The following is a 26,422-nucleotide window of genomic DNA, read 5'->3' on the forward strand; positions in this document are numbered from 1 at the left end:
ATAAAAATACGGAGGTTATTCCAATGAAAACTATTACTTATACAATTAAAGATGAGTTGGGAATTCACGCAAGACCAGCCGGTCTTATTGTAAAGCTTGCAAATGGCTTTAAGAGCGATATTAAGCTTGCAGTAGGCGATAGATCAGGCGACGCAAAGAGAATTATCGGCGTTATGAAGATGGCTGCAAAGCAGGGCGAAGTTCTCACAGTTACTATAAGCGGTGAGGATGAGGATGCAGCAGCTGCTGAAATCCAGAAGTTCCTTGAGGCAAATCTTTAATTTGTAATTTAAACTTTATTTAAGTTTATTGGCTTATATTGATACAAGGGAAGGATAATACCTTTCTTTGTATCTGAGTATATAGGGTATTTAATAAATATTGTCGTAAATATTATGTTTTATCTTAACTTTTTACATATAAGCAAACGAAAGAATTAAAGTAAAACAAAATTTTTTTACGGTATAAACATGAACCTTGAAAAATAAATATTGAGTGGTTATTTTAATCAGGTATATTAAAAGCACAGTAACCGTATTCATTGGGCGAGAGTGGATTTTGTGTTTAGTGCTTTGATATAAAAGATACAATACATCTAAATATGAAAGGAGTAAATTTTTTATGATGAAGTATCTTCAGAGATTGGGCAAATCTTTGATGCTCCCAGTAGCATGTTTGCCTGTTGCTGCTATCCTCATGGGTATCGGTTACTGGATTGACCCATCAGGTTGGGGCGCAAATAACATCGTTGCCGCTTTCCTTTTGAAAGCCGGCGGCGCACTTGTTGACAACATGGCTATCCTCTTTGCTATCGGTGTTGGTGTTGGTATGACAGTTGACAACGACGGTACAGGTGGTCTTGCAGGTCTCGTTTCCTGGCTTACAATCACAACATTGCTTAACCAGGGAAACGTACAGATGTATCTTGGAGCTCTTGGTTCAGATGCAACAGCAGACGTTGCTTTCTCCAAAATCCAGACTCAGTTTATCGGTATCCTTTGCGGTATCATCGGCGCAGCTTGCTACAACAAGTTCCACAAGGTTAAGCTTCCTGACTTCCTTGGATTCTTCAGCGGCAAGAGAAGCGTTGCTATTGTAACAGCTGGCGTATCAATCGTAGCTGCTGTTATCCTTTACTTCGTATGGCCATTCATCTATGGTGCTCTCGTTAGCTTCGGTGAGGCTATCATCACATTGGGACCAATCGGCGCAGGTATCTACGCATTCTTCAACAGACTTCTCATTCCATTTGGTCTCCACCATGCTCTCAACTCCGTTTTCTGGTTCGACGTTGCAGGTATCAATGATATCGCAAGATTCTGGACACCAGATACAAACGGTGGTCTTATCATCAATGGTCAGACATTCGATATCCTCAGCGCAGACAAGACAGAGGTTATCCGTTCTTCAACAATCAATGCTCTCATGATGGGCGATGGCACACAGATTACCGGTATTTATATGTCCGGTTTCTTCCCTGTTATGATGTTCGGTCTTCCAGCTGCTGCTCTTGCTATGTATCACATGGCTAAGAAAGACAAGAAGAGCGTTGCTTTCGGTCTTCTTTCAGCTGCTGCTCTTGCATCATTCTTCACTGGTGTTACAGAGCCTCTCGAGTTCTCATTTATGTTCCTTGCTCCAGCTCTTTATGCTGTTCATGCTGTTCTCACAGGTATTTCTGTTGCTGTTACAGCTATGCTTCCAACAAGAGCAGGCTTCAACTTCTCAGCAGGTTTCGTTGACTGGATTCTCAGCTTCAACGCTCCTGGTGCACAGTCACCATGGATGCTCCTCATCGTTGGCGTTATCGTTGCTGTAATCTACTATGTAGTATTCAGATTCATGATCGCTAAGTTCAACTTCAAGACACCTGGCCGTGAAGATGACGACACAGATGAGACAAAGGTTACACTTTCAAACAACAACTACACAGAAGTTGCTAAGATCGTTCTCGAAGGCGTAGGCGGCAAGGGCAACGTTGCTTCTATCGACAACTGCATCACAAGACTCCGTCTTGAGGTTAAGGACTACACAAAGGTTGACGAGAAGAAGATTAAGTCTGCAGGTGTTGCAGGCGTTATCAGACCGGGCAAGACCAGCGTTCAGGTTATCATCGGAACACAGGTTCAGTTCGTAGCTGATGAGTTCAAGAAGCTTTGCAAATAAGATTTCTTAAACTACATAAATTTTTAAATGCTCGCTAATTGGGACGGGTCGCTTTGCGGCCCGTCTTTTTTACGCTGTTTTCCCAATAAAAAATATAGCTTTTGTGAATATGGTGTGTTTTTTATTGGGAAATACGGTAAAATTTATTGAAATGTTCTCAAAAATAATATACAATAAACATACACAAAAATTTGATTATATATGTTGTTTAAAGGAAAGGGTTGTTAGTCTATGAACAAAATTGCGGTGACATATGCTGACGGTCAAATTTTTCAGCATTTCGGCCATACAGAATATTTTAAGATTTATGATATCGAGAACGGCAAAATTGTAAGCAGTCAGGTTGTTTCCACCAATGGAAGCGGACATGGAGCTTTGGCAGGATTTTTGCAGATGATGGGAGTTGATACCCTTATCTGCGGAGGAATCGGCGGAGGCGCAAAAATGGCTTTAGCTCAGGCTGGAATTACCCTTTACGGCGGAGCTTCAGGAGACGCTGACACTGCGGTTCAAAATCTTTTGGACGGTATTCTCAGTTTTAACCCGGACGTTATGTGCAGTCATCACAGTCACGGGGAAGGACATACCTGTGGAAATCACGGAAACCATTCCTGCGGTAACCACTGATATTTTGACTATTTTTTCTATTTTGGCAGATTTTATATCGGATTAGTTTGTGAAAAGTGTTGAAAAATACACGAGTATCTGATATAATTAAAAAACAATATTAAAAATTCAAAGGAGAACGGCAATGAAAATCACGAAAAGAATTTTGTCAGTAGTAGCAGCGGTTCTTATACTGACTGTATCATGTCTCACTGCGGTTGTTTCAGCCGATGAGAACACACTCACTTTCAACGATGGAAAGACAGCAAACGTTGGGGACACAATTACATATACCTTCAGTCTCAGCGATTGTCCGGAACCACTTGTAGGTATCCAGATGTATATCTATTACAATCCTGAATATCTCCAGGCAAGCGAAGAATATGAAACAGATATGACCGGCTCTGTTATCAATCCAACATATGTTGATGAAAAGGGCAACGGACAGGTAATTGTTACAGCTTCAGATATCAACGGTATGGACTATAGCTCAAAGAAAACTGTTGTAAGCGTTGACTTCACAGTTCTCAAGGGCGGCTCAAGCGACATTACTTACTATGTAACTGAGATGTATACACTTAATGAGTCATCAGAAATAGTTCCTCTTACAGGTTATGCATTCCATCAGGATATCACCGTAAATGGTACATCTGTTTCAGAAAATGAAACTCCTAAGCTTGAAACAAATGATGATAAGTTTACAAGCGACCAGATTTCTAACTTCGTAAATAACGAGGAAGGAAAGAGCGACGGCCAGACAACTTACGTTCCTTCAGTTGATGAGAGTGCAACAAGCTCTGGAGAGGGTTCAACAACTCCAACATCTACAGGAGAAGAAGTAACAGACGAGAACGGACAGACAGTTACTCAGCCTACAGATGAGAATGGACAGCCAATCACATCCGCTGATGAAAACACTGAAACAGAACAGTCTCAGGGTGGCGTTAACGTAGTATTGATTATCGTTATCATTGCAGCAGTTGTAGTTGTAGTTGCAATCATCCTTCTCTTTGCTACAAAGAAGAAAAAATAATAAAGCGTAAATAAGCGCATAAAAGAACAGCGTCGGTTTTCCGGCGCTGTTTTTGTGTTTGTGAAATTTTTATTCTTCAATATCCTCGTATGTATGGTCACATACTTCTTTGATTTTTTCCTGAAGCTTGAGAAAATCCTCAAAAGCCTCGGGCTTCTTTCTCGGGTCACGGAGAACTGCGGCAGGGTGGAGCATCGCCATCATCAGAACACCGTTTTTCTCAAAAAATATTCCGTGTTCCTTTGTGATTTTTATATCCGACTTAATGATTTTGGCTGCGGCAATTCTGCCAAGACATACAATAATTTTCGGACGTATAAGCTTTACCTGGTTTCTCAGCCAGTCAATGCACATTTCCTGTTCCTCGGGACGTGGGTCACGGTTTTTTGGAGGACGGCATTTTACCATATTTCCTATGTAGATGTTTTTCTTTCGGTCTAAATCTACCGCTGTAAGCATTTTGTCAAGAAGCTGTCCGCCTCTTCCTACAAAGGGTTCGCCCTGTAAGTCCTCGTTTTCTCCAGGGCCTTCACCGATAAACATTACCTCGGCGTTTCTGTTTCCTGTGCCGAAAACCACGTGGGTACGGGTTTGACACAGCTGGCATTTATTACAGTTCATACATTCTCTTTCAAGTGTTTCCCAATTATCGTACATTTTTCGATTTCCTTTCTGTCTGTGTATTTATTTTAATTTTTCCGTTGATTTATATGAAATTTGTGTATTTTTACTTTATTTATTTATATCGCTCTTAACGGTTGAAATTTTTTCCCATGGGGTGTAAAATATAATAAAGATAGAAATTCGGCGTTGCCGATTGAAAAGGTAAGGTGGTTATGATTATGAAAATTATGGTAGAAACATCAGCAAGACATATTCATGTAACTAAAGAGGCTTTCGCTGTTCTTTTCGGCGAGAATGCAACTCTTACAAACAAGAAAGACCTTTCCCAGCCTGGACAGTTTGCCTGCGCAGAGAAAGTAAAGGTTGTAGGCCCTAAGGGAGATATGACAATGTCAATTTTGGGACCGTTCCGCAATGCTTGTCAGGTTGAGATTGCTCTCACAGACGCAAGAAAGCTTGGTGTTGCCGCTCCTGTTCGTGAGTCAGGCGATATCGAAGGAACTCCCGGATGCAAGCTTGTTGGCCCATGCGGAGAATATGACATCGACAAGGGCGTAATCGCAGCAAAGAGACATATTCACTTCACACCTGAAAACGCTAAGGAGTGCGGTGTTGAGGATAAGCAGATTGTTTCTGTTAAAATTGATACAAACGGCAGAAGCCTTGTATTCGGCGATGTAGTTGTAAGAGTAAGCGAGAAGTTCGCTCCTGCAATGCACATTGATACAGACGAGTCCAATGCAGCAGGCATCGTAGGAACAGTTGACGGAGAGATTATCCTCTGATTTTTCCTCTAAAGTTTCAATACATATTATAAAACAAAAATCCAGCCGTGAAAAGCATTTTTTTCGGCTGGATTTCTTTTTATATGCTTTAATGAATAGCTAAAAACCACTGCAAAAATAATTGACAAACCTAAAATCTTATGCTATCATCATGCTTGTAAATCTTGACCTTACAAATAATACAGAGCTTAAGGAGCTGTATGTAAACAACAACCGTACCTTGAAAAGCCTTGATATTACAAAGTGCACAAAGCTTACCAAAATTGATACAAGATATACTGAAGCTATGAAAGAGCTTGATTTGAGAAATAATTCAGCTCTTGAGAATGTAAGCGCAAGCTACGGCGGACTTGTAAATGTTTATCTGGGCAACAGCTATCCTAATTTGAAAAACCTGTCTCTTGATACCAATGCAATTGTTGAGGTTGATTTGAGCGGCGTTACAAATACAGGTTATATCAATTTAAGAGATAACGCTCTTACAAGCTTGGATGTAAGCGGCTGTCTTGAAAGTGCAAATATTCAGACTACAGGCAACCAATACGACATTGAGGTTGACGAAACCCGTACATTTGACCTTTCAACACTTCCCGGAAAGTTTGATGTTAATAAGGCAAGCGGCTGGACAGGCGGAACAGTAAGCGGAAATATCCTTACAGTAGATGAAGGCGCTGAAAAGGTTACATATAACTATGACGCAGGCAGAAACCTTTCTGTTAACTTTACACTTAACGTAAAGGAAAAGACATTTGCATTGGGCGATGTAAATATGGACGGAAAAATCAATGTAGATGACTCAACAGCCATTCAGTACTATTTGGTTGGCAAGCCAATAGAAGGAACTTTCAACCTTGAGCTTGCAGACTTTAATGGGGACGAAAAAATTGATATTTCTGACGCAACATGCATTCAGCTTGAGCTTGCAAAAAATGTATAATAAAAAATTTATAAAATAATAAACGGCGGTATCTTTTTGATACCGCCGTCAGTTTTTTAAAAAACAGATAATGAATAACGTATTTTTAATAATCCTGCATATGAGGCGGGATTATTTTTATTTATAAAACATAAATGAAAGAATAGCCATCTCACAAATAAAACAAACTCTTATCCGCCGCACGAACGACCGGTGACTGTTCAGGAGAACCTCTCCAAGGCGGATATAAAAATCAAGCTGCTTCAAACTGTGAATTGTAAAGGTTGGCGTAGAAACCGCCCTTTGCAATAAGCTCATCGTGTGTGCCCTGTTCCACAATGTCGCCGTCCTTCATAACAAGGATAAGGTCGGCATTTTTAATGGTGGAAAGTCTGTGGGCGATTATGAAGCTTGTTCTGCCCTGCATAAGGTTATCCATGGCTTTCTGGATTTGTATTTCGGTTCTTGTGTCAACAGATGAAGTTGCTTCGTCCAGAATAAGGATTTTCGGGTCGGCAAGGATTGTACGTGCTATTGTCAAAAGCTGTTTCTGTCCCTGGGATACGTTGGAGGCTTCCTCATTTAAAACCATATTGTATCCGTCAGGCAAGGTCTGAACAAAGCTGTGTACGTGGGCTGCCTTTGCCGCTTTTATAACCTCTTCGTCGGATGCGTTGAGATTTCCGTAACGGATGTTTTCCATAATTGTGCCGTTGAAAAGCCATGTGTCCTGCAAAACCATTCCGAAAACTTCACGGAGCTCACTGCGGTCAAAATCGGTTACATTGTAGTTGTCGATGTAGATTGAACCGCTGTTTAAATCGTAGAAACGCATAAGAAGTTTAACGATTGTGGTTTTGCCGGCACCGGTTGGGCCTACAATGGCGATTTTCTGTCCCTGTTTAACCTGTGATGAGAAATTCTTGATGATTATCTTATCAGGGTTATAACCGAAGCATACGTTTTTAAAGGTTACGTTGCCTATGATATCATCGGGAGTTACTTTTCTGTGACTTCCGTTTTCGTATATTTCTGCGTGATTTTCGGCGGTCTGCTGTTCTTCCTCTTCCTCAAGGAAAATGAAAACTCTTTCTGCCGCCGCAGCCATTGACTGCATCATGTTGGAAATCTGAGCAATCTGCTGTATAGGCTGTGTGAACTGTCTTACGTACTGAATAAATGACTGAATGTTACCTACGGTAATTCTTCCGCTTATTGCGAAATAGCCGCCCAAAACTGCTATTACAACATAGCTGAGGTTTCCTATAAACTGCATTATAGGCATCATAAGACCTGAAAGGAACTGAGATTTCCATGCGGAGCTGTAAAGCTTGCTGTTGGAATTTTCAAATTCCTTTATATTGTCCTCCTCGTGGTTAAAAGCCTGAACAACTATTGAACCGCTGAATGTTTCCTCTATCTGTCCGTTGACCTCGCCCAGATAATTCTGCTGATTTGTAAAGTGCTTTTGAGATTTCTTGATAACCTTTGAAATTATAAAGAATGAAATAGGGAGTGTTATAAGGGCGATAAGTGTAAGAATAACATCCATTGAGAACATCATAATGAGTATACCTATGATTGTGGTGACGGATGTTATAAGCTGTGTCGAGCACTGGTTAAGACCTGTGGTAAATGTGTCAACGTCGTTGGTTATAACGGAAAGCACATCGCCGGTCTGTCTTTTGTCAAAGAAATTCATAGGCAGGCGATGGATTTTTTTGCTTATCTCATCTCTCATTTTATAGCCGACCTTTTGGGTTATGGTTGACATTATAAGACCTTGAATGAAGCTTAAAACAGCGGAAAGAATGTAAATGCATATAAGGAAAATAAGAATCTGACCTATTGCACCGAAGTTAATTCCGCTTCCGCCGGAGAATTTACTCATGACGCCGTTAAAGATTTCCGTTGTGGCATTACCTAAAATTTTAGGGCCTACAATGGTGAATATGGTGCTGGCGGCGGCGAATATCAAAACAGCCGCAAGACCGATTTTATAGCTTCCAAGATAATGGAAAAGTTTTTTCATTGTGCCCTTGAAATCCTTGGCTTTCTCAGCGGGGTTCATTCCGCCGTGCATACCGCCTCCCATAGGGCCTCTGCCTCTTCTGTGATTGTTAGCCATTGTTCAATTCCTCCTTTGAAAGCTGTGACGATGCGATTTGTCTGTAGACTTCGCAGTTTTTCAAAAGCTCCCCATGAGTGCCCATTCCGGCAATTTTTCCTTCGTCAAGAACAATGATGTTGTCGGCGTGGAGTATGGTGGAGATACGCTGGGCAACAATGAGTATTGTGCTGTTTTTGGTGGCTTTGTTCAAAGCGGATCTAAGCTCCTTGTCGGTCTTAAAGTCAAGGGCTGAGAAGCTGTCGTCAAAGATATAGATATCCGGGTCTTTTGCAACTGCACGGGCTATGGAAAGTCTTTGACGCTGTCCGCCTGATACGTTTGTACCTCCCTGAGAAACTACTGACTCATAGCCGTGAGGCTTGCTGTCTATAAATTCCTTAGCCTGAGCGATTTCTGCTGCCTTTTCAATTCTTGAATCCTCCATTTCCTCGTCGCTGTAGGCAATGTTGGAGGCTATTGTTCCGCTGAACAAAAATCCCTTTTGAGGTACATAGCCGATTTTGTCACGGAGGTCATGGATTTTTACATTTCTGACATCTGCGCCGGAAACCTTTATTGAACCTTCTGTTACATCGTAAAATCTTGGAATAAGATTTATCAAAGTGGATTTTCCCGAGCCGGTGCTTCCGATAATGGCTGTGGTCTGTGCAGGATAAGCCGTAAAGTTTATGTCTTTGAGAACACATTCGTCTGCGCCCGGATATTTAAAGCTTACATGGTTAAATTCAACAACGCCTTTCTTTGTTTCGTCGAAAGCGTGAAGGTCTTTAGCTTTGGGGTCTGCAATGGAGATTTCTGTTTCCAAAACCTCTCCAACACGTTTTGCGGAAACAAAAGCTCTCGGCAGCATAATGCTCATCATAGAAAGCATAAGGAAGCTTAAAATAATCTGAACTGTATACTGAATAAACGCCATCATGTCGCCGACCTGCATTGCGCCGCTGTCAACATATCCTGAGCCCACCCAGATAATAAGTACGCTGGTACCGTTCATTATAAACATCATTGCCGGCATCATTACAGCCATCATTCTGTTTACAAAGAGGTTTGTTTTCATAAGCTGTTTGTTGGCTTTGTCAAAACGATTTTCCTCAAATCTTTCCCTTGAAAATGCTCTGATTACAGGCAAGCCTGTGAGGATTTCTCTGGAAACAAGGTTGAGCTTGTCGATGAGCTTTTGCAGGCTGGTAAACTTGGGCATTGCGAATATCATAAGCATGAGAACCACAAGGAATACCGCCAAAACAGCTACAAGAATTACCCATGACATATCGGCGTCTGAGGAAAGAACCTTAACCAGTGCGCCGATTCCCAATATCGGAGCGTACAAGGCTATTCTAATAAACATTATAATAACCATCTGTATCTGCTGGATATCGTTTGTACAGCGGGTGATAAGTGACGCTGTAGAGAATTTTGATGACTCTTTTCCTGAAAAACGTATAACCTTCGTGTATACGCTTCTGCGCAAATCCCTTGAGAAAGCGGCGCCCACCCTTGATGCGAAAAATACGGTGGAAATATTTGCCGCCGCCATAAACAGGGTGTACAGTATCATAATAAGACCGGATTTTATCAGATAGATGTTTCTTATGGAATCCGTGTCAACGCCTGCGTGCTTGTAAAGGTCCTGAACGTAAACGGTGAGCATTTGGTCAACCGTGTCGCCGCCCAGAGTTTCAAGCTGTTCTATGGCTTCGTCGATTTTATCTCTGATTGCCATTCTCGATTCTTCCGGCATTGCGGATATAACATCTATTATGTCCATGCCTTCGGGAATTGTAAATTCTGTTTCATTTCCCAGAACACTGTCGGTGAGATTTCCGCTTTCGGAAGCTTGAGAGTTGTAGTTCTGCATAAGATAAAGAGCAGCCATCGGATTTCTTAAAGTGTTTTCAAGCTCTTCAAGCTCCTCTGTTTTTACGTTGCCCAGCACATACATCTGGTCGCCGTTGATTTCTTCCTGGTTGTAATAGCTGAGAATAGTTTCCTTTTCGTCAGCGGTCATAAACAGCTCTAAAGCTTCCATATCCTCTGCCCTTAATCTTTCAGGGACAATGGAATCGATACCGCCTTGCTGAATACCTACATTTACAATGTTGCTCATGTATTCCGGCAGTGACAGGTCACAGTATGCCTGAACACAGAGCAAAGCAAGGCAGGCGAGAATGGGAAGTGTGTACTTTTTAAGATGATTCAATACTTGTTTCATAAACGCCTCCTGTTGTATAGCTTTGCTGTCTGCAAAGTTTTATAATATTATACATTTCCAATATTCATATGGCAATGTATAAGGATACCCTGTTTGTTCATAACTGTGTGAAAAGAAAATGAATTTTTTTATGTGTATTTTGCTGAATTTTTGTCCTTTTTCAAGGCATTTAAAACCGGCGGCAAAATAAAGTAAACTGCCGTTCCGGTGATTGTCCCGGTGATAAAGGAGATAAGGGAAATTATCGGAAGATAAAAGAATATAAGCGTATCCGTAAGCAATGAAGCCATTGCAAGCTGCGCTATGTTATGGGTAAAGGCTCCGGCAATTCCTGTTCCGATACAGCCAAAACTAAAGGCTTTGCTTTTTAAAATCAGGTACATAACCAGCATACTGGCAAGACCTCCGGAAAAGCTCATCAAAAATGCGGTAAAGCCCCTTGTTATCAACACAAAGGCGGACTTTGCCACTGTTACATATAAAGCAGATGAGAAACCGAAACCCTCAATTGCCGTCATAGTAACAATATTTGCAAGTCCCGGCTTCATGCCCGGTATAATAAAGGGAAGGTCGGGAATAAAGCTCTCGAATATTGAAAGCACAATGGCGCAGGCGCACATAAGGGCGTTTTGTGTAAGGTTTAGTGTAAGATTTTTCTTTTTCATATTTATGTACCTCAGTTTATTACTGCATCTAAATCGTTTTCCTTGTCCGATGATATTATTGATACGGAAAATCTTCCCGGCAGGCACACAATGCTTTCACCGTTTCTTGAGATTGCACCCTGATTTACACAGAGCTTGTCGGGGCAGTCTGAAAAGGAGAAATAAACCTCGCCATTATCTATATGTATAGAGGCGTGATGACCGTTGTTTTCAAGGTCTATGTTCTGGGTTTGATTTAAAGATATTTCTCTGTAGACTTCCCCGTTGATTTTTATGCAGGCGACGGAGCTTGATGTGTCATTTTGAAAAAATAAAAACAAAGTAAAGCACAAAGCTATCAGTGCGACTACAACTATTATCAAAAAATCACATGGTGCAAAAAGTTTTCTTTTGTTCATAAACATCACTTCTGTATACTTAAAATATTACAATAATATGATATTATAAAGGAAAAGGTTTTTCAATATTTTATTGGGTTACTGAACAGTTATACAAAAATAATTGTGAGATAAAGAGAAAAACAATAGGATATTTTCTTGCGTTACTGTTTTACCGCTTTAACTTTTTAAATTTTTTTTGAGGTAAAATAGCCCATATTACTTTACTTTTTTTTGAATTTATATTATAATAAGTTAAATTGCATTGAAATACCGATGTGGAAACGTTTTTTAAAGGAAAAAACTTTCCGCTTTGGAAAAGCAGATTACTAATAACGGGAGAGAAAAAAATGATAAACGGTGCAGACATTATGGTAAAATGCCTTGAAGCTGAGGGCGTTTCGGTAGTGTTCGGATATCCCGGAGCGGCAATCTGTCCCTTTTACGATTCCTTATATGATTCATCAATAAGGCATATTCTTGTAAGACAGGAGCAGAATGCTGCACACGCTGCTAACGGCTATGCCCGTGCCAGCGGAAAACCCGGCGTTTGTGTTGCAACTTCAGGGCCGGGCGCTACAAACCTAATTACAGGTATTGCCACAGCTTATACAGATTCAATTCCTATGGTTGCAATCACCGGACAGGTAAGAAGCGATTTACTGGGAAGAGATGTTTTTCAGGAAGCAGATATAACAGGCGCCTGCGAGCCTTTTGTAAAACACAGCTACCTTGTAAGCAAAACTGAGGATTTGCCAAGAGTTTTTAAAGAGGCTTTTCACATTGCCTCAACAGGCAGACCCGGCCCGGTGCTTATTGATATTCCTATTGATATACAGCAAAACGAGATAAAAGAATTCGTGTACCCGGAAACTGTTGATATTATAGGCTACAAGCCAAACACAAAGGGTCATCAGGTTCAGATAAAAAGAGCAATAGACCTTTTGAAAAGCAGTTCAAGACCTGTTATCGTTGCAGGCGGCGGCGTGCTTTCCTCAGGTTCAAAGTTAAAGCTGGTGGAGTTTGCAAAGAAAACCGGTATTCCGGTAGTTTCCACCATGATGGGAATAGGCGTTATGCCATCCGACCATGAGCTTTATCTGGGAATGTTGGGAACTCACGGAAAAGCCACAGCAAACAGAGCTTTGCACGAGGCTGACCTTGTAATGGTTTGCGGAGCAAGACTGGGCGACAGAGCCGTTGCCGCTCCCGACCAGATGTCCACAAAGTCAAAGATTATACATATCGACATAGACCCGGCCGAAATCGGAAAGAATGTTAAAACAACTATTCCGATTGTAGGCGATATGAAAAATGTTGTAAACAAGCTTTTGGAGGAAATCGGAGATTACCACGTTTCCAACGCATGGAGCGAAACACTCAGCCGCTGGAAACAGGAGCTTTACAGAGTTCCCCCAACATTTGAAGGCTTTGTAGAGCCGAGAGCCTTTGTTTCAAAGCTCAGTTCAATGCTTCCATCAAAGGCAATTCTCGTTGCCGACGTTGGACAAAACCAAATCTGGTGCGCCAACAACTTTAAGATAAAAGAAGGAAGATTTTTGACCACAGGCGGTATGGGAACAATGGGTTATTCCGTTCCTGCTGCGGTGGGCGCAAAAATCGCAAGACCTACAAGAGAGGTTATGGCTGTATGCGGCGACGGAAGCTTCCAGATGAACATGAACGAGCTGGGAACTATCGTTCAAAACAACATAAGCGTTAAAATCATTATTATGAGAAACACACGCCTGGGTATGGTTAGAGAGCTTCAGGACAAGCTCTACGACCACAGACATTCAGCTACAATCCTTGACACAAAGCCGGATTTCCTGAAAATTGCAGAGGCTTACGATATCCCCTGCGCAATGGCTTCATCCAATGAAGAGGCTGAGAAATACGCTCAGGAAATGCTTAAAACAGACGGCCCATTTATTCTTGTTTGTAATGTGTATCCCGATACACCGTCAATATAATGAGGTGAAGATATGCAGCAATATACATTATACATACTTGTAGAAAACCAAGCCGGTGTGCTTTCAAAGATTTCCGGTTTGTTTTCAAGACGAGGCTACAACATAGACTCACTGGCTGTTGGTGTTACCAACGACCCGAGAGTTTCAAGAATTACAGTTGTTGCTAACGGCGACGAATATGTCGTTGAACAGATTGAAAAACAGCTCAACAAGCTTATCCCTGTAATAAAAGTAAAAAGACTTGTGGAGGGTGAGTTTGTAAGCCGTGAACTGTGTCTTATAAAGGTTCACAGCTCGGCTGTAAAGCGTTTTGAGATAATCAAAATCGCAGAGATTATGCAGGCAAAGGTTGTTGACGTGGCAAACACCACAGTTACCCTTGAGTACTGCGAAACAGTGGAGAAAATTTCTACTCTGCTGGAATTACTTAAACCATATGGTATCCGTGAAGTTGTAAGAACCGGCACAATCGCTATTGAAAAGGGCGCATCAGAGTCTTCAAAATAATTTCACGAATCAACATATAGAATTTTTTTATATGCCGTATACGGCAAGGAGGAATTTAAAATGGCGAAAATTTATTATCAGGCAGATTGTAATCTCAGCCTTCTCAAGGATAAGACAGTTGCAATCATTGGCTACGGCAGCCAGGGTCATGCACACGCACTTAACCTTCACGACAGCGGCGTAAATGTAATTGTTGGTCTTTACAACGGTTCAAAGTCCTGGGCAAAGGCAGAGGCAGCAGGTCTTAAAGTTATGACAGCAGCAGACGCTGCAAAGAATGCAGACGTTATTATGATTCTTATCAACGATGAGAAGCAGGCTGACCTCTACAAGAAAGACATCGAGCCAAACCTCACAGAGGGTAAAGCTCTTGCTTTTGCTCACGGTTTCAATATTCACTATCAGCAGATTGTACCTCCGGCAGACGTTGACGTATTCATGATTGCTCCTAAGGGCCCGGGTCACACAGTACGTTCAGAGTATGTAGAGGGCAAAGGTGTTCCATGCCTTATCGCAGTTTATCAGGACGCTACAGGCAAGGCTCGTGACATCGGTCTTGCATATGCAGCAGGTATCGGCGGCAGCCGTGCCGGTGTTCTTGAAACAACTTTCAAGGCAGAAACAGAAACAGACCTTTTCGGTGAGCAGGCAGTTCTCTGCGGCGGTGTTACAGCTTTGATGAAGGCTGGTTTTGAAACACTTGTTGAGGCTGGTTACGCTCCAGAAAATGCATATTTCGAGTGCATCCACGAGATGAAGCTCATCGTTGACCTTATCTACAAGGGCGGCTTCAGCATGATGAGATATTCAATCTCCGACACAGCTGAGTTCGGTGACTACGAAACAGGCAAGCGTCTTATCACAGACGAGACAAAGAAGGAAATGAAGAAGATTCTCACAGAGATTCAGGACGGTACATTTGCTTCCAAGTGGATTAACGAAAACAAGGTTGGCCGTTCACACTTCAACTCCTGCAGAAGAATTGAAGCAGAGCACCAGCTCGAAGCAGTGGGCAAGGAACTCCGCAAAATGTACTCCTGGAACGAAGAATAATTTTAGTTCCGCCTTGCAAAACTTGTATTTAAAAATTAAGTTCGTTTCAAGGCGGGCGAGACCTTCGGTTTAATCTTAAGAATGGCTCGCTTACATACAGGTTGTATTTTTACTATATAAAACAATGAACGTGGTTTGTAATTTGCAAGCCACGTTTTGTTTTTATTTCCGCCTTGCAAAACTTGTATTTAAAAACTAAGTTCATTTCAAGGCGGGCGAGACCTTCGGTTTGATTTTTGGAATGGCTCGCTTACATACAGGTTGTGTTTTTACTAAATAAAACAATGAACATAGTTTGTATTTTGCAAGCCACGTTTATTTTTTATCCGCCTTGCAGGGCTTTTATTTAAAAATTAAGTTTGTTTCAAGGCGGGCGAAACCTTTGTTTTGATTTTTGGAATGGCTTGCTTACATAAAGGTTATATTTTTTATAATTATATAGTAAATGTGATTTTCTTTTTCTTGCTTTACCTGTTTTTTTATTGTAAAATTAGTCTTGTTTAAGGTAAGTTATATTAAAAAGGAGAGATGTTATTTGAAAAAACGAATGTTAAAAGGCGCTGTAAGTATTATTTTATCGGCTGTTCTTGCATTAGGCACAATATCTGCTTATGCGGCGGAAAGCGAAGATAAAAATAAAACAAATCCTGAAAACAGGACAAGCCCTATTTCTGATTTGTTTGACGAGTCAGATATAAATCCGGAGTACATAGAGTGGCTGGAAAACGGAAGTCAGGGAGTTGCCCCAAGTATGCAGGACTTTTCCTATCTTTCTGAAAGCTACACAAAATATTTTTCAAGACAGAATTATTCTGCTCTCCAGGAACTGCCGGAAAAATATGATTTAAGAGATACCGGAAAGGTTTCTCCGGTATACAATCAGGAATTGCTGGGAGTTTGCTGGGCTGTGTCTGCAAATTCAGTAGCTGAAAGCTCATTGTTAGACCAATTTCCTCACACAAGTTTTTCATCTCTCCATACAGCATGGTTTTCATACAGAGGAGATGAGGAAGAAGAGTTTTACAAAACCAACGACCCGTATATGCAGGGAGGTTCAAACGGATTTGCAGTGGGCACAATGGCTGCGTGGAAAGGTCCGGTTTTCAGTGAAAAAGCTCCTTTTGACGGTGTAAATCCCCAAAACCCTGATGAAGAACTGCGCTACACAGCGGATTATCATTTGCAGGATGCATATTACATGCCGACAGGTATTTACGGTTCATCAGACAGCGGTATTCCTCTTGATATAACTAAAGATGTAATCCTCAATTACGGTTCTGTTGCAATTCTCTACAGTGCAAACAACGAAAACTACAATCCGTTAACTTACGCATGGTATAACGATGAGTATGAAAACACAAACCACGTTGTAACTATTGTTGGCTGGGATGATAATTATCCTAAAGAGAATTTTAACAGTGACAAACAGCCGGAAAACGACGGCGCATGGCTTGTTCGCAACAGCTGGGGAACAGATTGGGGAGATGAGGGCTATTTCTGGCTTTCATACGAGGATAAGACCACTGTAGCCGGCAATACATACATATTGGAAGAAGCGGACAACTATTCAAATAACTACCAGTACGACACTATGGGATGGTCATATTCCATGCCGACGAATGCAGAAAATCCAAAATCAGCCACGGTAGCCAATATTTTCACCGCTGAAAAAGACGAGCAGCTTGAAGCCGTGTCTTTCTACACAACAGACGTAGGAACTTCCTATTCTATTTCCGTATATACAGGAGTGGAAGAGGGTCAGCCTCAGTCCGGCACATTAAAGCTGGAAAACCAAACCGGAACAGAGGTATATTCAGGATATCACACAATAGAGCTTGACCATCCTGTAAAGCTTAACAAAGGCGAACGCTTTAGCATTGTCATAGAGCTTGAAAATCCAAACTATACATCTCCTGTAGCCATTGAAATGTGTATAACACCAACACCTGACTATGTGCCGCAATATCTTGGAAACGGCGGAGAGAGCTATGCATTTGTAAATGGTGAATGGTTTGACATATGCGGTTCTATGGCAGATGACGCTTATGTGACAAACGTATGCATAAAAGGCTTTACAAACCCATTGCCTGATTCCGACTCGGCTGTATCAACCGTAAGATTTTCAGAAATGGAGGGACCTATTCCGGACGGAACTGAAATTTCCCTTTCCGCCAACGGAACAGAAGAAATCTATTACTCATTTGATAATTCTTCTTATGAAAAATACACTTCTCCAATAACAATAGATTTCACCGCCGGCGAAAATGTGACACTGTACGCATACGGCGTTGACCACCAGGGAAACCGAGGAAATACAGTGGAAAAAGAATACACAAAGGCTTCCTCAGAGCTTACTGATTTAGCTGTGCAGTACGGCGACAAAAAAGAATATTATAAAACAGAGGACTTCACCGAAAAGAATATTTATCTTTCTAAATTTGATGACAAAGTGAGTTTTATGGCTCAGGGTACAGATAAAATTTTCTTGGACGGAGAGGAAGTTAATTCTGCCGACTGGAATGAAAAGGTCTTTACCTCACCGGGAAAAACAACCGTGAAAATTGTATCTGAGGCAGAGGGTAAAAATCCTACAGAATATGTTTTTAACATATACAAAAATGAAATATCCTTTGACTATGAAAATGAGACGATTATTTATGACCAGGACGCCTATACTGTTAAGGATGAAAATGGAAATATACTCGCTTCCGATTCATCTGTTTCCGATATGATAAAAAACGATGAAGCGACCTTGCTGACAGTAACTCCTGCTGACGGCGGGGAGGAGTTTGTTAATTTTATCCCCAGCCGTTTTGAAATTGAGCCTTTGCGTATAGCCTACATGTACAATATAATCTATAAAGTATTTGACGGAAACTACATGGTAAGCACAAACCCGGATATGTCTGACGCTGTTTATATTATAGAACAGCCAGATTTTGTGGTGACACCTGGAGTTGATTTGTATATCCAAAGAAATGCCACATATAATGATTTTAAAAGCCAGATTTATCATCTTGAGGTTCCTCAGCGACCAACAATACCGGAAGTAAATGTGGAAAAGATTTCTTCCACCTCTGTAACCTTGCAAAGCATTGACGGCGCAATGTACTCATCCTCTCCGGATTCTGAATGGCAGCCATCACCTGTTTTCACAGATTTAGCTCCGGGTACAAAATATCGTTTCGGAGTTGCTCTTCAGGCAACATATCATTCCTTTATGTCTGAAGTTTATGTTGTAGAGGTCACCACAAAAAATCCCGATGATTATGAACTGGGCGACGTAAATATGGACGAAGAGATAAATATTTTGGACGTAAGCTTAATTCAGAAATTCCTGGTAAATCTGGTATCTGCGTCCGATGAATTTGATAAATCTCTTGCCGACTATAACCAGGACGGCAAAGTCAGCATTATAGACGCTACATATATTCAGATATATACATCTCGCAAATGAATTTATATTAATTAATTTATAAAATATCCGTGGATGTCAGTTTTGCTGAACCACGGATATTTTTATAAAAGAAAACCAGCCGGCAAAGGACGGCTGGTTTTCGATGTTGAAACATTCTGGCTATTCAAAATATAAGTTATAAGCTTTAGATATACAGGGGGAAGCGTTATATTTATGTGTGCTTTGTCCTGTTTCGTCTTTATTATAACGAAAACTCTGTTTTAAAGGCTATCAAAAAGAAGTAAATTTTCTGTAAACAGAGAAAAACTGCCGGTTTGAAACAGATTCAGTAACCGACAGTTTAGTTTTCAGACATTTTCTTTTTAATTCTCTGCAAGGCGTTGTCAACGGCTTTTTCAGTTATGTTTAAATTTTCTGATATTTCCGCATATTTTGCACCGCTCATATACTGCAAAAAAACCTCATATTCAAGCTTAGAAAGCTTTTCACGGAATTTTTTATAGGATGACTGCAAAAATTCCTTTGAAAGCACGATTTCCTCCGGGTCGGATGAGCTGTCTGCGGTTAACTCCAAATCGTAAATAGAAACAACTCCGTTTTGTGCGGTATCTTTGCGTTGTGAAGCCTTTTTTATTATTGAAATAAATCTTCTTTCAACACAAAGAGAGGCGTAGTTTTTAAATGAAGCCCCTGCGTTTTCATCGAATGTTCTGCAAGCTGAAAGCAGACCGATAAGTCCTTCCTGAACAAAATCTGACTTTTCAAAGCTTTCCGCCGAATATTTTGAGGCTATAGAGAATATAAGTCTTATATATCTTTTGAAAATTTCGTTAAAGGCTGATTCGTCGCCATCTTGGATAAGCTTTGCAAGCTGGGCGTCGCTCAGTTCCCTTAAATTTTTTTCATGCTGATTTTCTGACATGATTTCCTCCGAATACAATTTTACATTTTATTCTACCATAAAAGATAAACTGAGTCAACTTTAAGAAAAATTTTTCTTTTAAAAAATATTTAATAATCAAATCTATTGTTTTATAATGAAAAATATGATAAAATTAGTTCAGACTTATAAATTTTTGTACAGCTATTCAGTTTGTGGAGTGGTAGTTATGATGTATTCCTGCAACAGCATGGGATTTTTCGGAATGGACAGTTTTATGGTCGAGGTTGAAGCAGATGTTTCCGACGGAGTTCCTGCTTTCGATATTGTTGGCTTGCCGGATACTGCGGTAAAGGAGAGCCGCAACCGTGTTCGTGCCGCCGCCGAAAACTGTGGTTTTGAATTTCCTACAACAAGAATAACAGTAAACCTTGCCCCTGCTGATATAAGAAAGGAAGGTCCGCTTTACGATTTGCCTATACTTGTGGCGCTTCTTAAAGTTACCGGAGCCATAAAAGCTCCCATTGACGACTGTGCATTTGTGGGTGAGCTTTCCCTGCGTGGAGAGGTAAGGCGTGTAAACGGCGTTCTGCCTATGGTGATGAAAGCAAAAGAAAAGGGAATAAAGAGAGTTTTTGTCCCTGTTGGAAACGCCATGGAGGGTTCCGTGGTTGAGGGAATAAGCGTGTATCCCGTAAAGGATTTCTATTCTCTTTTCAGACATCTAATAGGAAAAGAAGAGATAGTCCCCGTAAAGTACAAAAGAAAAAGAGAATTTATAGGGATAAATCTTCCGGATTTTTCCCATGTTATGGGGCAGTTTGAGGCGAAACGTGCATTGGAAATCGCCGCCGCAGGTGGGCATAATGTTTTAATGATTGGCCCTCCCGGTTCAGGAAAAAGCATGCTGGCAAAAAGGATACCTTCCATACTTCCCGATATGACCTTTGACGAGATGATAGAGGTTACAAAAATCCATTCCATAGCCGGAACAATGCCTGAAAATGTTCCCCTTATAACCACACGTCCTTTCAGGTCCCCTCATCACACCGTATCGGCGGTGGGACTCAGCGGAGGAGGGTCAATACCTCATCCGGGAGAAATTTCTCTTGCCCATAACGGAGTTCTGTTTTTGGACGAATTTCCAGAGTTTTCCCGTTCAGCGCTTGAGGTGCTTCGTCAGCCTATTGAGGACGGATATGTTTCAATATCGAGGGTTATGGGAACTGTGAAATATCCATGTTCAATTATGGTGGTTGCGGCTATGAATCCCTGTCCCTGCGGTTATTACGGACATCCAACTAAAAAATGTATTTGTTCCGAAAAAGCTATACAGAGATATGCCGCCAAGGTTTCAGGCCCTATTATGGACAGGTTCGATATACATATTGAAGTCCCTCCGGTGGACTACGATGACCTGACTTCCTCTGTTTTGTGTGAAAGCTCGGCAGAAATCAGGATGAGAGTCAATGACGCCAGGAAAATTCAAAACGAAAGATTCAAAAATACAAAAGTAACCTGCAACGCAAAAATGGATGCAGAAAGCTTTAGGAAATTCTGTATTATAGATGAAAAGGGAAACGACCTGTTGAGAAAAGCTTTTGAAACAATGGGGCTTTCCGCAAGAGCCTATGACAGAATAGTGAAAGTTGCCAGAACTATTGCTGATTTGGACAACAGCGAATGTATAAAGGCAAAGCACATTGCGGAAGCGGTTCAGTACAGGAATTTAGACAGAAAGTACCGTTTTTCGATTGTCGATTAAATAAAAAACGGAAATTGAAAACCTCAATTAAGTGCAAGTTGCTAAATTTAGGTTCGAACGGACTTTTTCATATTGACAAAAGCATATAATTATATTATTATGTATCGAGGACAGGTTTATGTATTTATCTATGCGTAATAAGTGTTGTGAATATATAAGCTGTCGTTATTTTTATTATATAGATGTTAATTTGGTATTTATAGGTATATATATTGCTGTTATCTGCCAGCGAAAAAGTTTTAATTTCCGCAATGCGGTAATTTAAAATACAGCATTATCCATGTTAATGAGTATTGGAGTGTGCACAATTGGATAAGTTTATAGTTAAAGGCGGATGCCACCTTAACGGGGAGGTTTCAATCAGCGGAGCGAAAAATGCGGCTCTCGCAATAATCCCTGCAGTAATTCTTTGTGACGAGCCTTGCAGAATTGAAAATGTTCCAAACATTAGTGATGTAAGACTTATAGGTAAAATTCTTTGTGAGATGGGCGCAAATGTTACCCGTGTCAGTAAGAATGTTTTAGATATAGATGCAAGAAATATTAAATATCCGGTTGCGGTTTCAAATTCAGTAAGAGGTATGAGAGCTTCTTATTATCTTTTGGGCGCATTACTGGGAAAATTTCATAAAGCTTCTGTTGCTATGCCGGGAGGCTGCAATTTCGGTGTAAGACCAATTGACCAGCATCTCAAGGGCTTTGCCGCTATGGGCGGAAAATCTCAGACATTGAACGGAGCTATTGTTGAGGTCTCTTCAGACAGAAAACTTCACGGAGCACATATTTATCTGGACGTGGTTTCAGTAGGTGCTACAATGAATATTATGCTGGCGGCAGTAAAGGCAGAGGGTCTTACCGTAATTGAAAATGCGGCTAAGGAACCTCATATTGTTGACCTTGCCAACTTCTTGAACTCCATGGGCGCAAATATCCGTGGAGCCGGTACAGACGTTATTAAGGTAAGAGGTGTAAACTATCTTAAAGGTGTTACATACTCCATTATTCCCGACCAGATTGAGGCCGGTACATACATGGCAGCAGCTGCTGCAACAAGAGGAAAGGTCCTCGTTAAAAATGTTATTCCCAAACACCTTGATTCTATCACCGCAAAGCTTTCCGAAATGGGCGTTGAAATTACAGAGTATGACGAAGCTGTTCTTGTGGATGCAACCCAAGGAAATCTTCGTGTCTGTAATATAAAGACAATGCCTCACCCGGGATTTCCTACAGACTGTCAGCCTCAGTTTGCAGCTTTGCTTGCAACTGTTGACGGAACAAGCACAATTAAGGAAAGCGTATGGGATAACAGATACCAGTATGTGGGCGAGCTTGTGAGAATGGGCGCCAATATAACTGTTGAGGGAAGAATTGCTATAATTGAGGGCGGAGAACTGCTTAACTCTGCACCTGTAAAAGCCACCGACCTGCGTGCAGGAGCCGCTTTGATTATTGCCGCTCTCTGCGCTGACGGCGACACTGAAATAAGCAATATCGAATACATTGAACGTGGTTACGAAGAGGTAGTGGAAAAATTCAGAAGCCTTGGAGCTGATATCAGGAAAAAGTTCGACCCTGAAACGGTTGTTGTGACCGCATAATTAAATTTATATTTATGTGATTTCCGGGGATACGTTTGTATCCCTATTTTTAATTTTATAAAGATTTCCATGAAGGACTCCGTCCTTCAAACTTCCTGCCAAAGGGACGGTGGTCCCTTTGGAATCCCATATTGCTTACATAAACCTTTTATGATAAAACAAACACGACAAAGCGATAGGGTTAAAATAGAGAAATATAATTGATATACCAAACATAAATCCGCCGCATGGAGGAAGTAATATGATATATGAACCCTTGTAAGGCGGAACTAAAAAAGGAGGAAAATGAGTGGCTAAGATTGTGCCGCTTTTCAGTGGAAGTAAGGGTAACAGTTATTGTATAGAGTGTTCCGGCGAGGGAATACTCATTGACGCAGGACGAAGCTGTAAACAGATAGTTACTGCCCTTGAGGACAACGAGATTGATGTAAAAAGAATACACAGCGTTTTTATTACCCACGAGCACAGCGACCACTGTTCCGGACTTGACGTGCTTGCAAGAAAACTGGGGCTTACTGTTTACGGAAGCGCCGGAACAATAAGAGCCTTGAGAAATTCCGGAAAGATTACCGGCAGAGTTAAAACTCAGGTGATTGAAACAGGAGAAGCAGCCGGCGGATTTTTTGTAGAGAGAACAAACACCCCTCACGATGCCGCAGAAAGCTGCTGTTATACAGTGACAGCTCCCGACGGCAGAGTTTGCACCGTCGCTACAGATATGGGATATATGACAGATGATGTGAGAAAAAAGCTGGGCGAAAGCGATTTCTGCGTTGTTGAGTCCAACCACGATATAAATATGCTGAGATGCGGTCCTTATCCCTATGTGCTGAAAAGAAGAATACTTTCCGACGTGGGACATCTTTCAAATATTTCCTGCGCTCAGGAAATAGCAAACCTAGCCCAAAAGGGAACAGTGAGATTTTTGCTTGCTCATTTAAGCCGTGAAAACAATACTCCCGAGCTTGCCTATCAAACCGCAATGTGCGAATTTTTACAGATGGGAATGAAACCGGACAAGGACTTTACCCTTGACGTTGCTCCGGAAGTTACAATGGGAAAGAAGTTCATATACTGATAAGAGGTGTTTTATGCTCACCGTTAACATAATTTGTGTAGGAAAACTCAAGGAAAAATACTGGACGCAGGCCATTGCCGAATATGAAAAAAGGCTTTCAGCTTTTTGTAAGTTTAATATCATAGAGGTAAACGAAGAGAAAATCTCGGACAACCCATCTGACAGCCAAATTCAAAACACAATCGTCCACGAGGGTGAAAGAATAGAAAGCAAGCTCAAGAAAAATTCCTTTGTGGTTTCAATGTGTATTGAGGGGAAAATAATATCATCAGAGGAACTTTCTCAGATGATTGAAAAAGCCTCGGTGGAGGGTTTCAGCTCAATAGATTTCATCATAGGCGGTTCATGGGGAATAAGCCAAAAGCTGAAAGGTCTCAGCAACGCTAAAATTTCCATGGGAAGAATGACTTTCCCTCACCAGCTCGCCCGTGTAATGCTCACGGAACAAATCTACCGCTCCTTCCAAATCTCTTCCCACACCAAATACCACAAATGATTTTTAGCTCCGCCTTGGAGGGCTTCTCTTGAACAGTCACCGGTCGTTCGTGCGGCGGATAGAGGTTTGTTTTGTTAGGTGGATTGATATTCTTTCATTTACGTTTGATTTTGATATAAATTCAAAGAGTTGATATGTTATGATGTTAAATAAAAAATAAACCCAACCGTTATAGATAATTACATAAAAGAAAAATAAATAGTTAAATAAGTGCGAAACATTCCAAAGATAGAGGAAAAGGTCTCGCCCGACGGAAAACGGGAGCCTATTTTAAGCTGAACCTATCCCCGTCGGATATAAAAGAAATAGGAGGGGAAAGTGTGGCACTGGATGGTATATTTTTAAGGCATATAGCTAAAGAGATAAAAGACCAGGCTTTGGGCGGAAGAATTACACAGATTCACCAGCCCAATAGAGATGAAATAATTATGGCAATAAGAACGATGGAGGGAACGAGAAAAATTCTCCTTTCCGCAAGGGCAAATTCGCCGAGAGTGAGTTTTACACGCTTTGCGCCGGAAAATCCTCCGGTTCCGCCTATGCTTTGTATGCTTCTTAGAAAGAAATTGGGAAGCGGTAAGCTTGTAGACGTGCGCCAACCGGAACTGGAAAGAATACTGTTCCTTGATTTCGAGGCGGTAAATGAGCTGGGCGATAAGGTGAAAATCACCGTGGCGGCTGAAATTATGGGTAAGTACAGTAACGTCATAATAATAGATGAAGATGGAATTATTATTGACTCTTTAAAAAGGGTTGATATGACCGTTTCTTCTCAGAGACTTGTGTTGCCGGGCTTGAGATACGAGCTTCCGCCGCCTCAGGATAAGCTCAATATTTTGAGCAGTGAAGCGGAAAAGATTTGCGAGAGAATAAAGGAAAATTATTCAGGCGGTTCTGTTTCAAAGGCGGTTATCGCTTCAATTCAGGGTATTTCACCTGTTGTAAGCCGAGAGGTTGAGTATAGAGCTTTCGGCGACTTCTTTTCCGGAAGTCTTTATGAGGAAAAGAATTTTCAAAGCCTTGTAAATGCCGTTGAGGATTTGAAAAATACCGCAGAAAATGTCAGCGGCGAACCTTATATTTTGATAAAAGAGGGAAATAACGCTTTTGATTTTTCTTTTATGTGCCCAAAGCAGTATGGGGACGCAGTGGAAATAAAGAAGTGTCAGTCCTTCGGTGAGCTTCTGGACACATATTACAGCACACGTGACAGCGCAGAACGCATGAAGGTGAAGTCCAAGGACTTGCATCGACTGCTTGTGAATATTACGGAAAGACTTTCAAAGAAAATCAATCTGCAAAAAGCTCAGCTTCAGCAGTGCGAAAATAGAGAAGAGCTGAGAATAAAAGGCGATTTGCTCCAGGCTAATCTCTATAGAATTGAAAGGGGCGCAAATTCCGTTACAGTGGAAAATTTCTACGACCCGGAAATGAAGCCTATTACAATAGAGCTTGACCCGGCTTTGTCACCGTCGGTAAATGCTCAGAGATATTACCGTGATTATAGAAAGGCGAAAACAGCGGAAAAATATCTGAAAGAATATATTGAAAAGGCAATGGAAGAGCTTGAGTATATCGACGCAGTTTCCGACGAGCTTGAAAGAGCGGAAAGCGAAAGGGAGCTTTCTCAGATTCGTTTGGAGCTTTCAGAACAGGGATATATAAAAGAGCCTAAGGGCAAGAGAAAACCGCCGGCAGCTTTGCCACCTTTGGAATATAAATCATCAGACGGCTATAAAATCCTTGTGGGCAGAAACAATAAGCAAAACGACCAGCTTACCTTGAAGCAGGCAAACAATAATGATATGTGGCTTCACACCAAGGATATACACGGTTCCCATGTTATAATTGAGTCCGACGGAGAGGAAATCCCAGACAGAACGCTTGTTGAAGCGGCAAGCCTTGCTGCATATCACAGCAAAGCAAGGGAAAGCTCAAAGGTTCCTGTAGATTATACAAGGGTAAGATATGTAAAGAAACCGGCAGGAGCAAAGCCGGGAATGGTTATTTATGTCAACAACAAAACTCTTTATGTTGAGCCGAAGTCAAAAATAGGCGAGGACGAAAAATAAAATAAATTTATTTAGTAAAATATTGAGTGTTGTTTTTAAATGTAGTATAATTTTCATAGAACTTAAA

The 26,422-nt window shown here is 41.2% G+C and carries 21 protein-coding genes; 15 read left to right on the plus strand and 6 right to left on the minus strand.

From position 1 onward, the window contains the following. Positions 1–23: 23 nt before the first annotated feature. The 4 genes from B5F08_RS07440 (at position 24) to B5F08_RS07455 (ending at position 3,805) form a co-directional block, all read left to right on the plus strand. Positions 24–281: an HPr family phosphocarrier protein gene (locus tag B5F08_RS07440; RefSeq protein ID WP_087377916.1), complete on the plus strand. Its 258-nt coding sequence runs from the start codon at positions 24–26 to the stop codon at positions 279–281. 340 nt (positions 282–621) lie between these two features. Further along, entirely contained in the window at positions 622–2,166 is a 1,545-nt protein-coding gene (nagE, locus tag B5F08_RS07445; RefSeq protein WP_204245169.1) for an N-acetylglucosamine-specific PTS transporter subunit IIBC, read from the plus strand. Positions 2,167–2,397: 231 nt separating this feature from the next. Continuing rightward, the gene (locus tag B5F08_RS07450) at positions 2,398–2,793 is read left to right on the plus strand and encodes a NifB/NifX family molybdenum-iron cluster-binding protein (protein ID WP_087377918.1); all 396 of its coding nucleotides are present in this window, start codon (positions 2,398–2,400) and stop codon (positions 2,791–2,793) included. 124 nt (positions 2,794–2,917) lie between these two features. Further along, positions 2,918–3,805, plus strand: a complete 888-nt coding sequence (locus B5F08_RS07455) for a cohesin domain-containing protein (RefSeq protein WP_087377920.1) — start codon at positions 2,918–2,920, stop codon at positions 3,803–3,805. A gap of 69 nt (positions 3,806–3,874) precedes the next feature. On the opposite strand, the gene B5F08_RS07460 is transcribed toward B5F08_RS07455, so the two are convergent. Further along, positions 3,875–4,462: a uracil-DNA glycosylase gene (locus B5F08_RS07460; RefSeq protein ID WP_087377922.1), complete on the minus strand. Its 588-nt coding sequence runs from the start codon at positions 4,460–4,462 to the stop codon at positions 3,875–3,877. Between the two features lie 185 nt (positions 4,463–4,647). Here B5F08_RS07460 and B5F08_RS07465 point away from each other — a divergent pair, with 185 nt between their 5' ends. Both B5F08_RS07465 and B5F08_RS07470 read left to right on the plus strand, forming a co-directional pair. Beyond that, positions 4,648–5,214 carry a PduL/EutD family phosphate acyltransferase gene (locus B5F08_RS07465; protein WP_087377924.1) on the plus strand — a complete coding sequence of 189 codons (567 nt, stop codon included), beginning with the start codon at positions 4,648–4,650 and terminating at the stop codon, positions 5,212–5,214. A 121-nt stretch (positions 5,215–5,335) separates the two neighbouring features. After that, the gene (locus B5F08_RS07470; protein ID WP_158096249.1) at positions 5,336–6,151 is read left to right on the plus strand and encodes a dockerin type I repeat-containing protein; all 816 of its coding nucleotides are present in this window, start codon (positions 5,336–5,338) and stop codon (positions 6,149–6,151) included. A gap of 232 nt (positions 6,152–6,383) precedes the next feature. Here B5F08_RS07470 and B5F08_RS07475 read toward each other — a convergent pair whose 3' ends face one another. The 4 genes from B5F08_RS07475 to B5F08_RS07490 all read right to left on the minus strand — a co-directional run bounded on the left by B5F08_RS07475 (position 6,384) and on the right by B5F08_RS07490 (position 11,536). After that, positions 6,384–8,258, minus strand: coding sequence for an ABC transporter ATP-binding protein (locus B5F08_RS07475; protein ID WP_087377928.1), 1,875 nt, complete (start codon positions 8,256–8,258; stop codon positions 6,384–6,386). Then, a complete protein-coding gene (locus tag B5F08_RS07480) occupies positions 8,251–10,473 on the minus strand; it encodes an ABC transporter ATP-binding protein (protein ID WP_087377930.1) in 2,223 nt (740 codons plus the stop codon). The genes B5F08_RS07475 and B5F08_RS07480 overlap by 8 nt, the downstream gene beginning before the upstream one ends. Before the next feature lie 128 nt (positions 10,474–10,601). Then, the gene (locus B5F08_RS07485) at positions 10,602–11,138 is read right to left on the minus strand and encodes a Gx transporter family protein (RefSeq protein WP_087377932.1); all 537 of its coding nucleotides are present in this window, start codon (positions 11,136–11,138) and stop codon (positions 10,602–10,604) included. An 11-nt stretch (positions 11,139–11,149) separates the two neighbouring features. Beyond that, a complete protein-coding gene (locus B5F08_RS07490) occupies positions 11,150–11,536 on the minus strand; it encodes a NusG domain II-containing protein (RefSeq protein WP_158096250.1) in 387 nt (128 codons plus the stop codon). A 329-nt stretch (positions 11,537–11,865) separates the two neighbouring features. Here B5F08_RS07490 and ilvB point away from each other — a divergent pair, with 329 nt between their 5' ends. The 4 genes from ilvB to B5F08_RS07510 all read left to right on the plus strand — a co-directional run bounded on the left by ilvB (position 11,866) and on the right by B5F08_RS07510 (position 18,505). Next, positions 11,866–13,488, plus strand: coding sequence for a biosynthetic-type acetolactate synthase large subunit (gene ilvB / locus B5F08_RS07495; protein ID WP_087377936.1), 1,623 nt, complete (start codon positions 11,866–11,868; stop codon positions 13,486–13,488). A gap of 12 nt (positions 13,489–13,500) precedes the next feature. Beyond that, the gene (gene ilvN, locus B5F08_RS07500; RefSeq protein WP_087377938.1) at positions 13,501–13,995 is read left to right on the plus strand and encodes an acetolactate synthase small subunit; all 495 of its coding nucleotides are present in this window, start codon (positions 13,501–13,503) and stop codon (positions 13,993–13,995) included. A 60-nt stretch (positions 13,996–14,055) separates the two neighbouring features. Continuing rightward, entirely contained in the window at positions 14,056–15,048 is a 993-nt protein-coding gene (gene ilvC, locus B5F08_RS07505; protein WP_087377940.1) for a ketol-acid reductoisomerase, read from the plus strand. Between the two features lie 535 nt (positions 15,049–15,583). Beyond that, positions 15,584–18,505, plus strand: a complete 2,922-nt coding sequence (locus tag B5F08_RS07510; protein WP_087377941.1) for a lectin like domain-containing protein — start codon at positions 15,584–15,586, stop codon at positions 18,503–18,505. A gap of 301 nt (positions 18,506–18,806) precedes the next feature. Here B5F08_RS07510 and B5F08_RS07515 read toward each other — a convergent pair whose 3' ends face one another. After that, positions 18,807–19,388: a sigma-70 family RNA polymerase sigma factor gene (locus B5F08_RS07515; protein ID WP_087377943.1), complete on the minus strand. Its 582-nt coding sequence runs from the start codon at positions 19,386–19,388 to the stop codon at positions 18,807–18,809. A gap of 187 nt (positions 19,389–19,575) precedes the next feature. Between B5F08_RS07515 and B5F08_RS07520 the strand changes: the two genes are divergently transcribed. The 5 genes from B5F08_RS07520 to B5F08_RS07540 all read left to right on the plus strand — a co-directional run bounded on the left by B5F08_RS07520 (position 19,576) and on the right by B5F08_RS07540 (position 26,355). Continuing rightward, positions 19,576–21,111: a YifB family Mg chelatase-like AAA ATPase gene (locus B5F08_RS07520; protein WP_087377945.1), complete on the plus strand. Its 1,536-nt coding sequence runs from the start codon at positions 19,576–19,578 to the stop codon at positions 21,109–21,111. 308 nt (positions 21,112–21,419) lie between these two features. Continuing rightward, the gene (locus B5F08_RS07525) at positions 21,420–22,709 is read left to right on the plus strand and encodes a UDP-N-acetylglucosamine 1-carboxyvinyltransferase (protein ID WP_087377947.1); all 1,290 of its coding nucleotides are present in this window, start codon (positions 21,420–21,422) and stop codon (positions 22,707–22,709) included. A gap of 289 nt (positions 22,710–22,998) precedes the next feature. Next, positions 22,999–23,787: an MBL fold metallo-hydrolase gene (locus B5F08_RS07530; protein WP_087377949.1), complete on the plus strand. Its 789-nt coding sequence runs from the start codon at positions 22,999–23,001 to the stop codon at positions 23,785–23,787. Between the two features lie 13 nt (positions 23,788–23,800). After that, complete coding sequence (rlmH, locus tag B5F08_RS07535) at positions 23,801–24,283, plus strand: 23S rRNA (pseudouridine(1915)-N(3))-methyltransferase RlmH (protein WP_087377951.1); 483 nt, start codon at positions 23,801–23,803, stop codon at positions 24,281–24,283. Positions 24,284–24,603: 320 nt separating this feature from the next. Beyond that, the gene (locus tag B5F08_RS07540) at positions 24,604–26,355 is read left to right on the plus strand and encodes an Rqc2 family fibronectin-binding protein (protein ID WP_087377953.1); all 1,752 of its coding nucleotides are present in this window, start codon (positions 24,604–24,606) and stop codon (positions 26,353–26,355) included. Positions 26,356–26,422 lie beyond the last annotated feature (67 nt).

This window comes from Anaeromassilibacillus sp. An172 (genome assembly GCF_002160515.1).
Lineage (GTDB): Bacteria > Bacillota > Clostridia > Oscillospirales > Acutalibacteraceae > Limousia > Limousia pullorum.

Excerpts from the sequence above, each read along its gene's own strand:
- nagE (WP_204245169.1), top strand. The coding sequence starts at position 622 with ATGATGAAGTATCTTCAGAGATTGGGCAAATCTTTGATGCTCCCAGTA.
- B5F08_RS07475 (WP_087377928.1), bottom strand. The coding sequence starts at position 8,258 with ATGGCTAACAATCACAGAAGAGGCAGAGGCCCTATGGGAGGCGGTATG.
- ilvN (WP_087377938.1), top strand. The coding sequence starts at position 13,501 with ATGCAGCAATATACATTATACATACTTGTAGAAAACCAAGCCGGTGTG.
- ilvC (WP_087377940.1), top strand. The coding sequence starts at position 14,056 with ATGGCGAAAATTTATTATCAGGCAGATTGTAATCTCAGCCTTCTCAAG.
- B5F08_RS07480 (WP_087377930.1), bottom strand. The coding sequence starts at position 10,473 with ATGAAACAAGTATTGAATCATCTTAAAAAGTACACACTTCCCATTCTC.
- B5F08_RS07465 (WP_087377924.1), top strand. The coding sequence starts at position 4,648 with ATGAAAATTATGGTAGAAACATCAGCAAGACATATTCATGTAACTAAA.
- B5F08_RS07450 (WP_087377918.1), top strand. The coding sequence starts at position 2,398 with ATGAACAAAATTGCGGTGACATATGCTGACGGTCAAATTTTTCAGCAT.
- rlmH (WP_087377951.1), top strand. The coding sequence starts at position 23,801 with ATGCTCACCGTTAACATAATTTGTGTAGGAAAACTCAAGGAAAAATAC.
- B5F08_RS07520 (WP_087377945.1), top strand. The coding sequence starts at position 19,576 with ATGATGTATTCCTGCAACAGCATGGGATTTTTCGGAATGGACAGTTTT.
- B5F08_RS07490 (WP_158096250.1), bottom strand. The coding sequence starts at position 11,536 with ATGAACAAAAGAAAACTTTTTGCACCATGTGATTTTTTGATAATAGTT.
- B5F08_RS07455 (WP_087377920.1), top strand. The coding sequence starts at position 2,918 with ATGAAAATCACGAAAAGAATTTTGTCAGTAGTAGCAGCGGTTCTTATA.
- B5F08_RS07485 (WP_087377932.1), bottom strand. The coding sequence starts at position 11,138 with ATGAAAAAGAAAAATCTTACACTAAACCTTACACAAAACGCCCTTATG.
- B5F08_RS07515 (WP_087377943.1), bottom strand. The coding sequence starts at position 19,388 with ATGTCAGAAAATCAGCATGAAAAAAATTTAAGGGAACTGAGCGACGCC.
- ilvB (WP_087377936.1), top strand. The coding sequence starts at position 11,866 with ATGATAAACGGTGCAGACATTATGGTAAAATGCCTTGAAGCTGAGGGC.
- B5F08_RS07440 (WP_087377916.1), top strand. The coding sequence starts at position 24 with ATGAAAACTATTACTTATACAATTAAAGATGAGTTGGGAATTCACGCA.
- B5F08_RS07460 (WP_087377922.1), bottom strand. The coding sequence starts at position 4,462 with ATGTACGATAATTGGGAAACACTTGAAAGAGAATGTATGAACTGTAAT.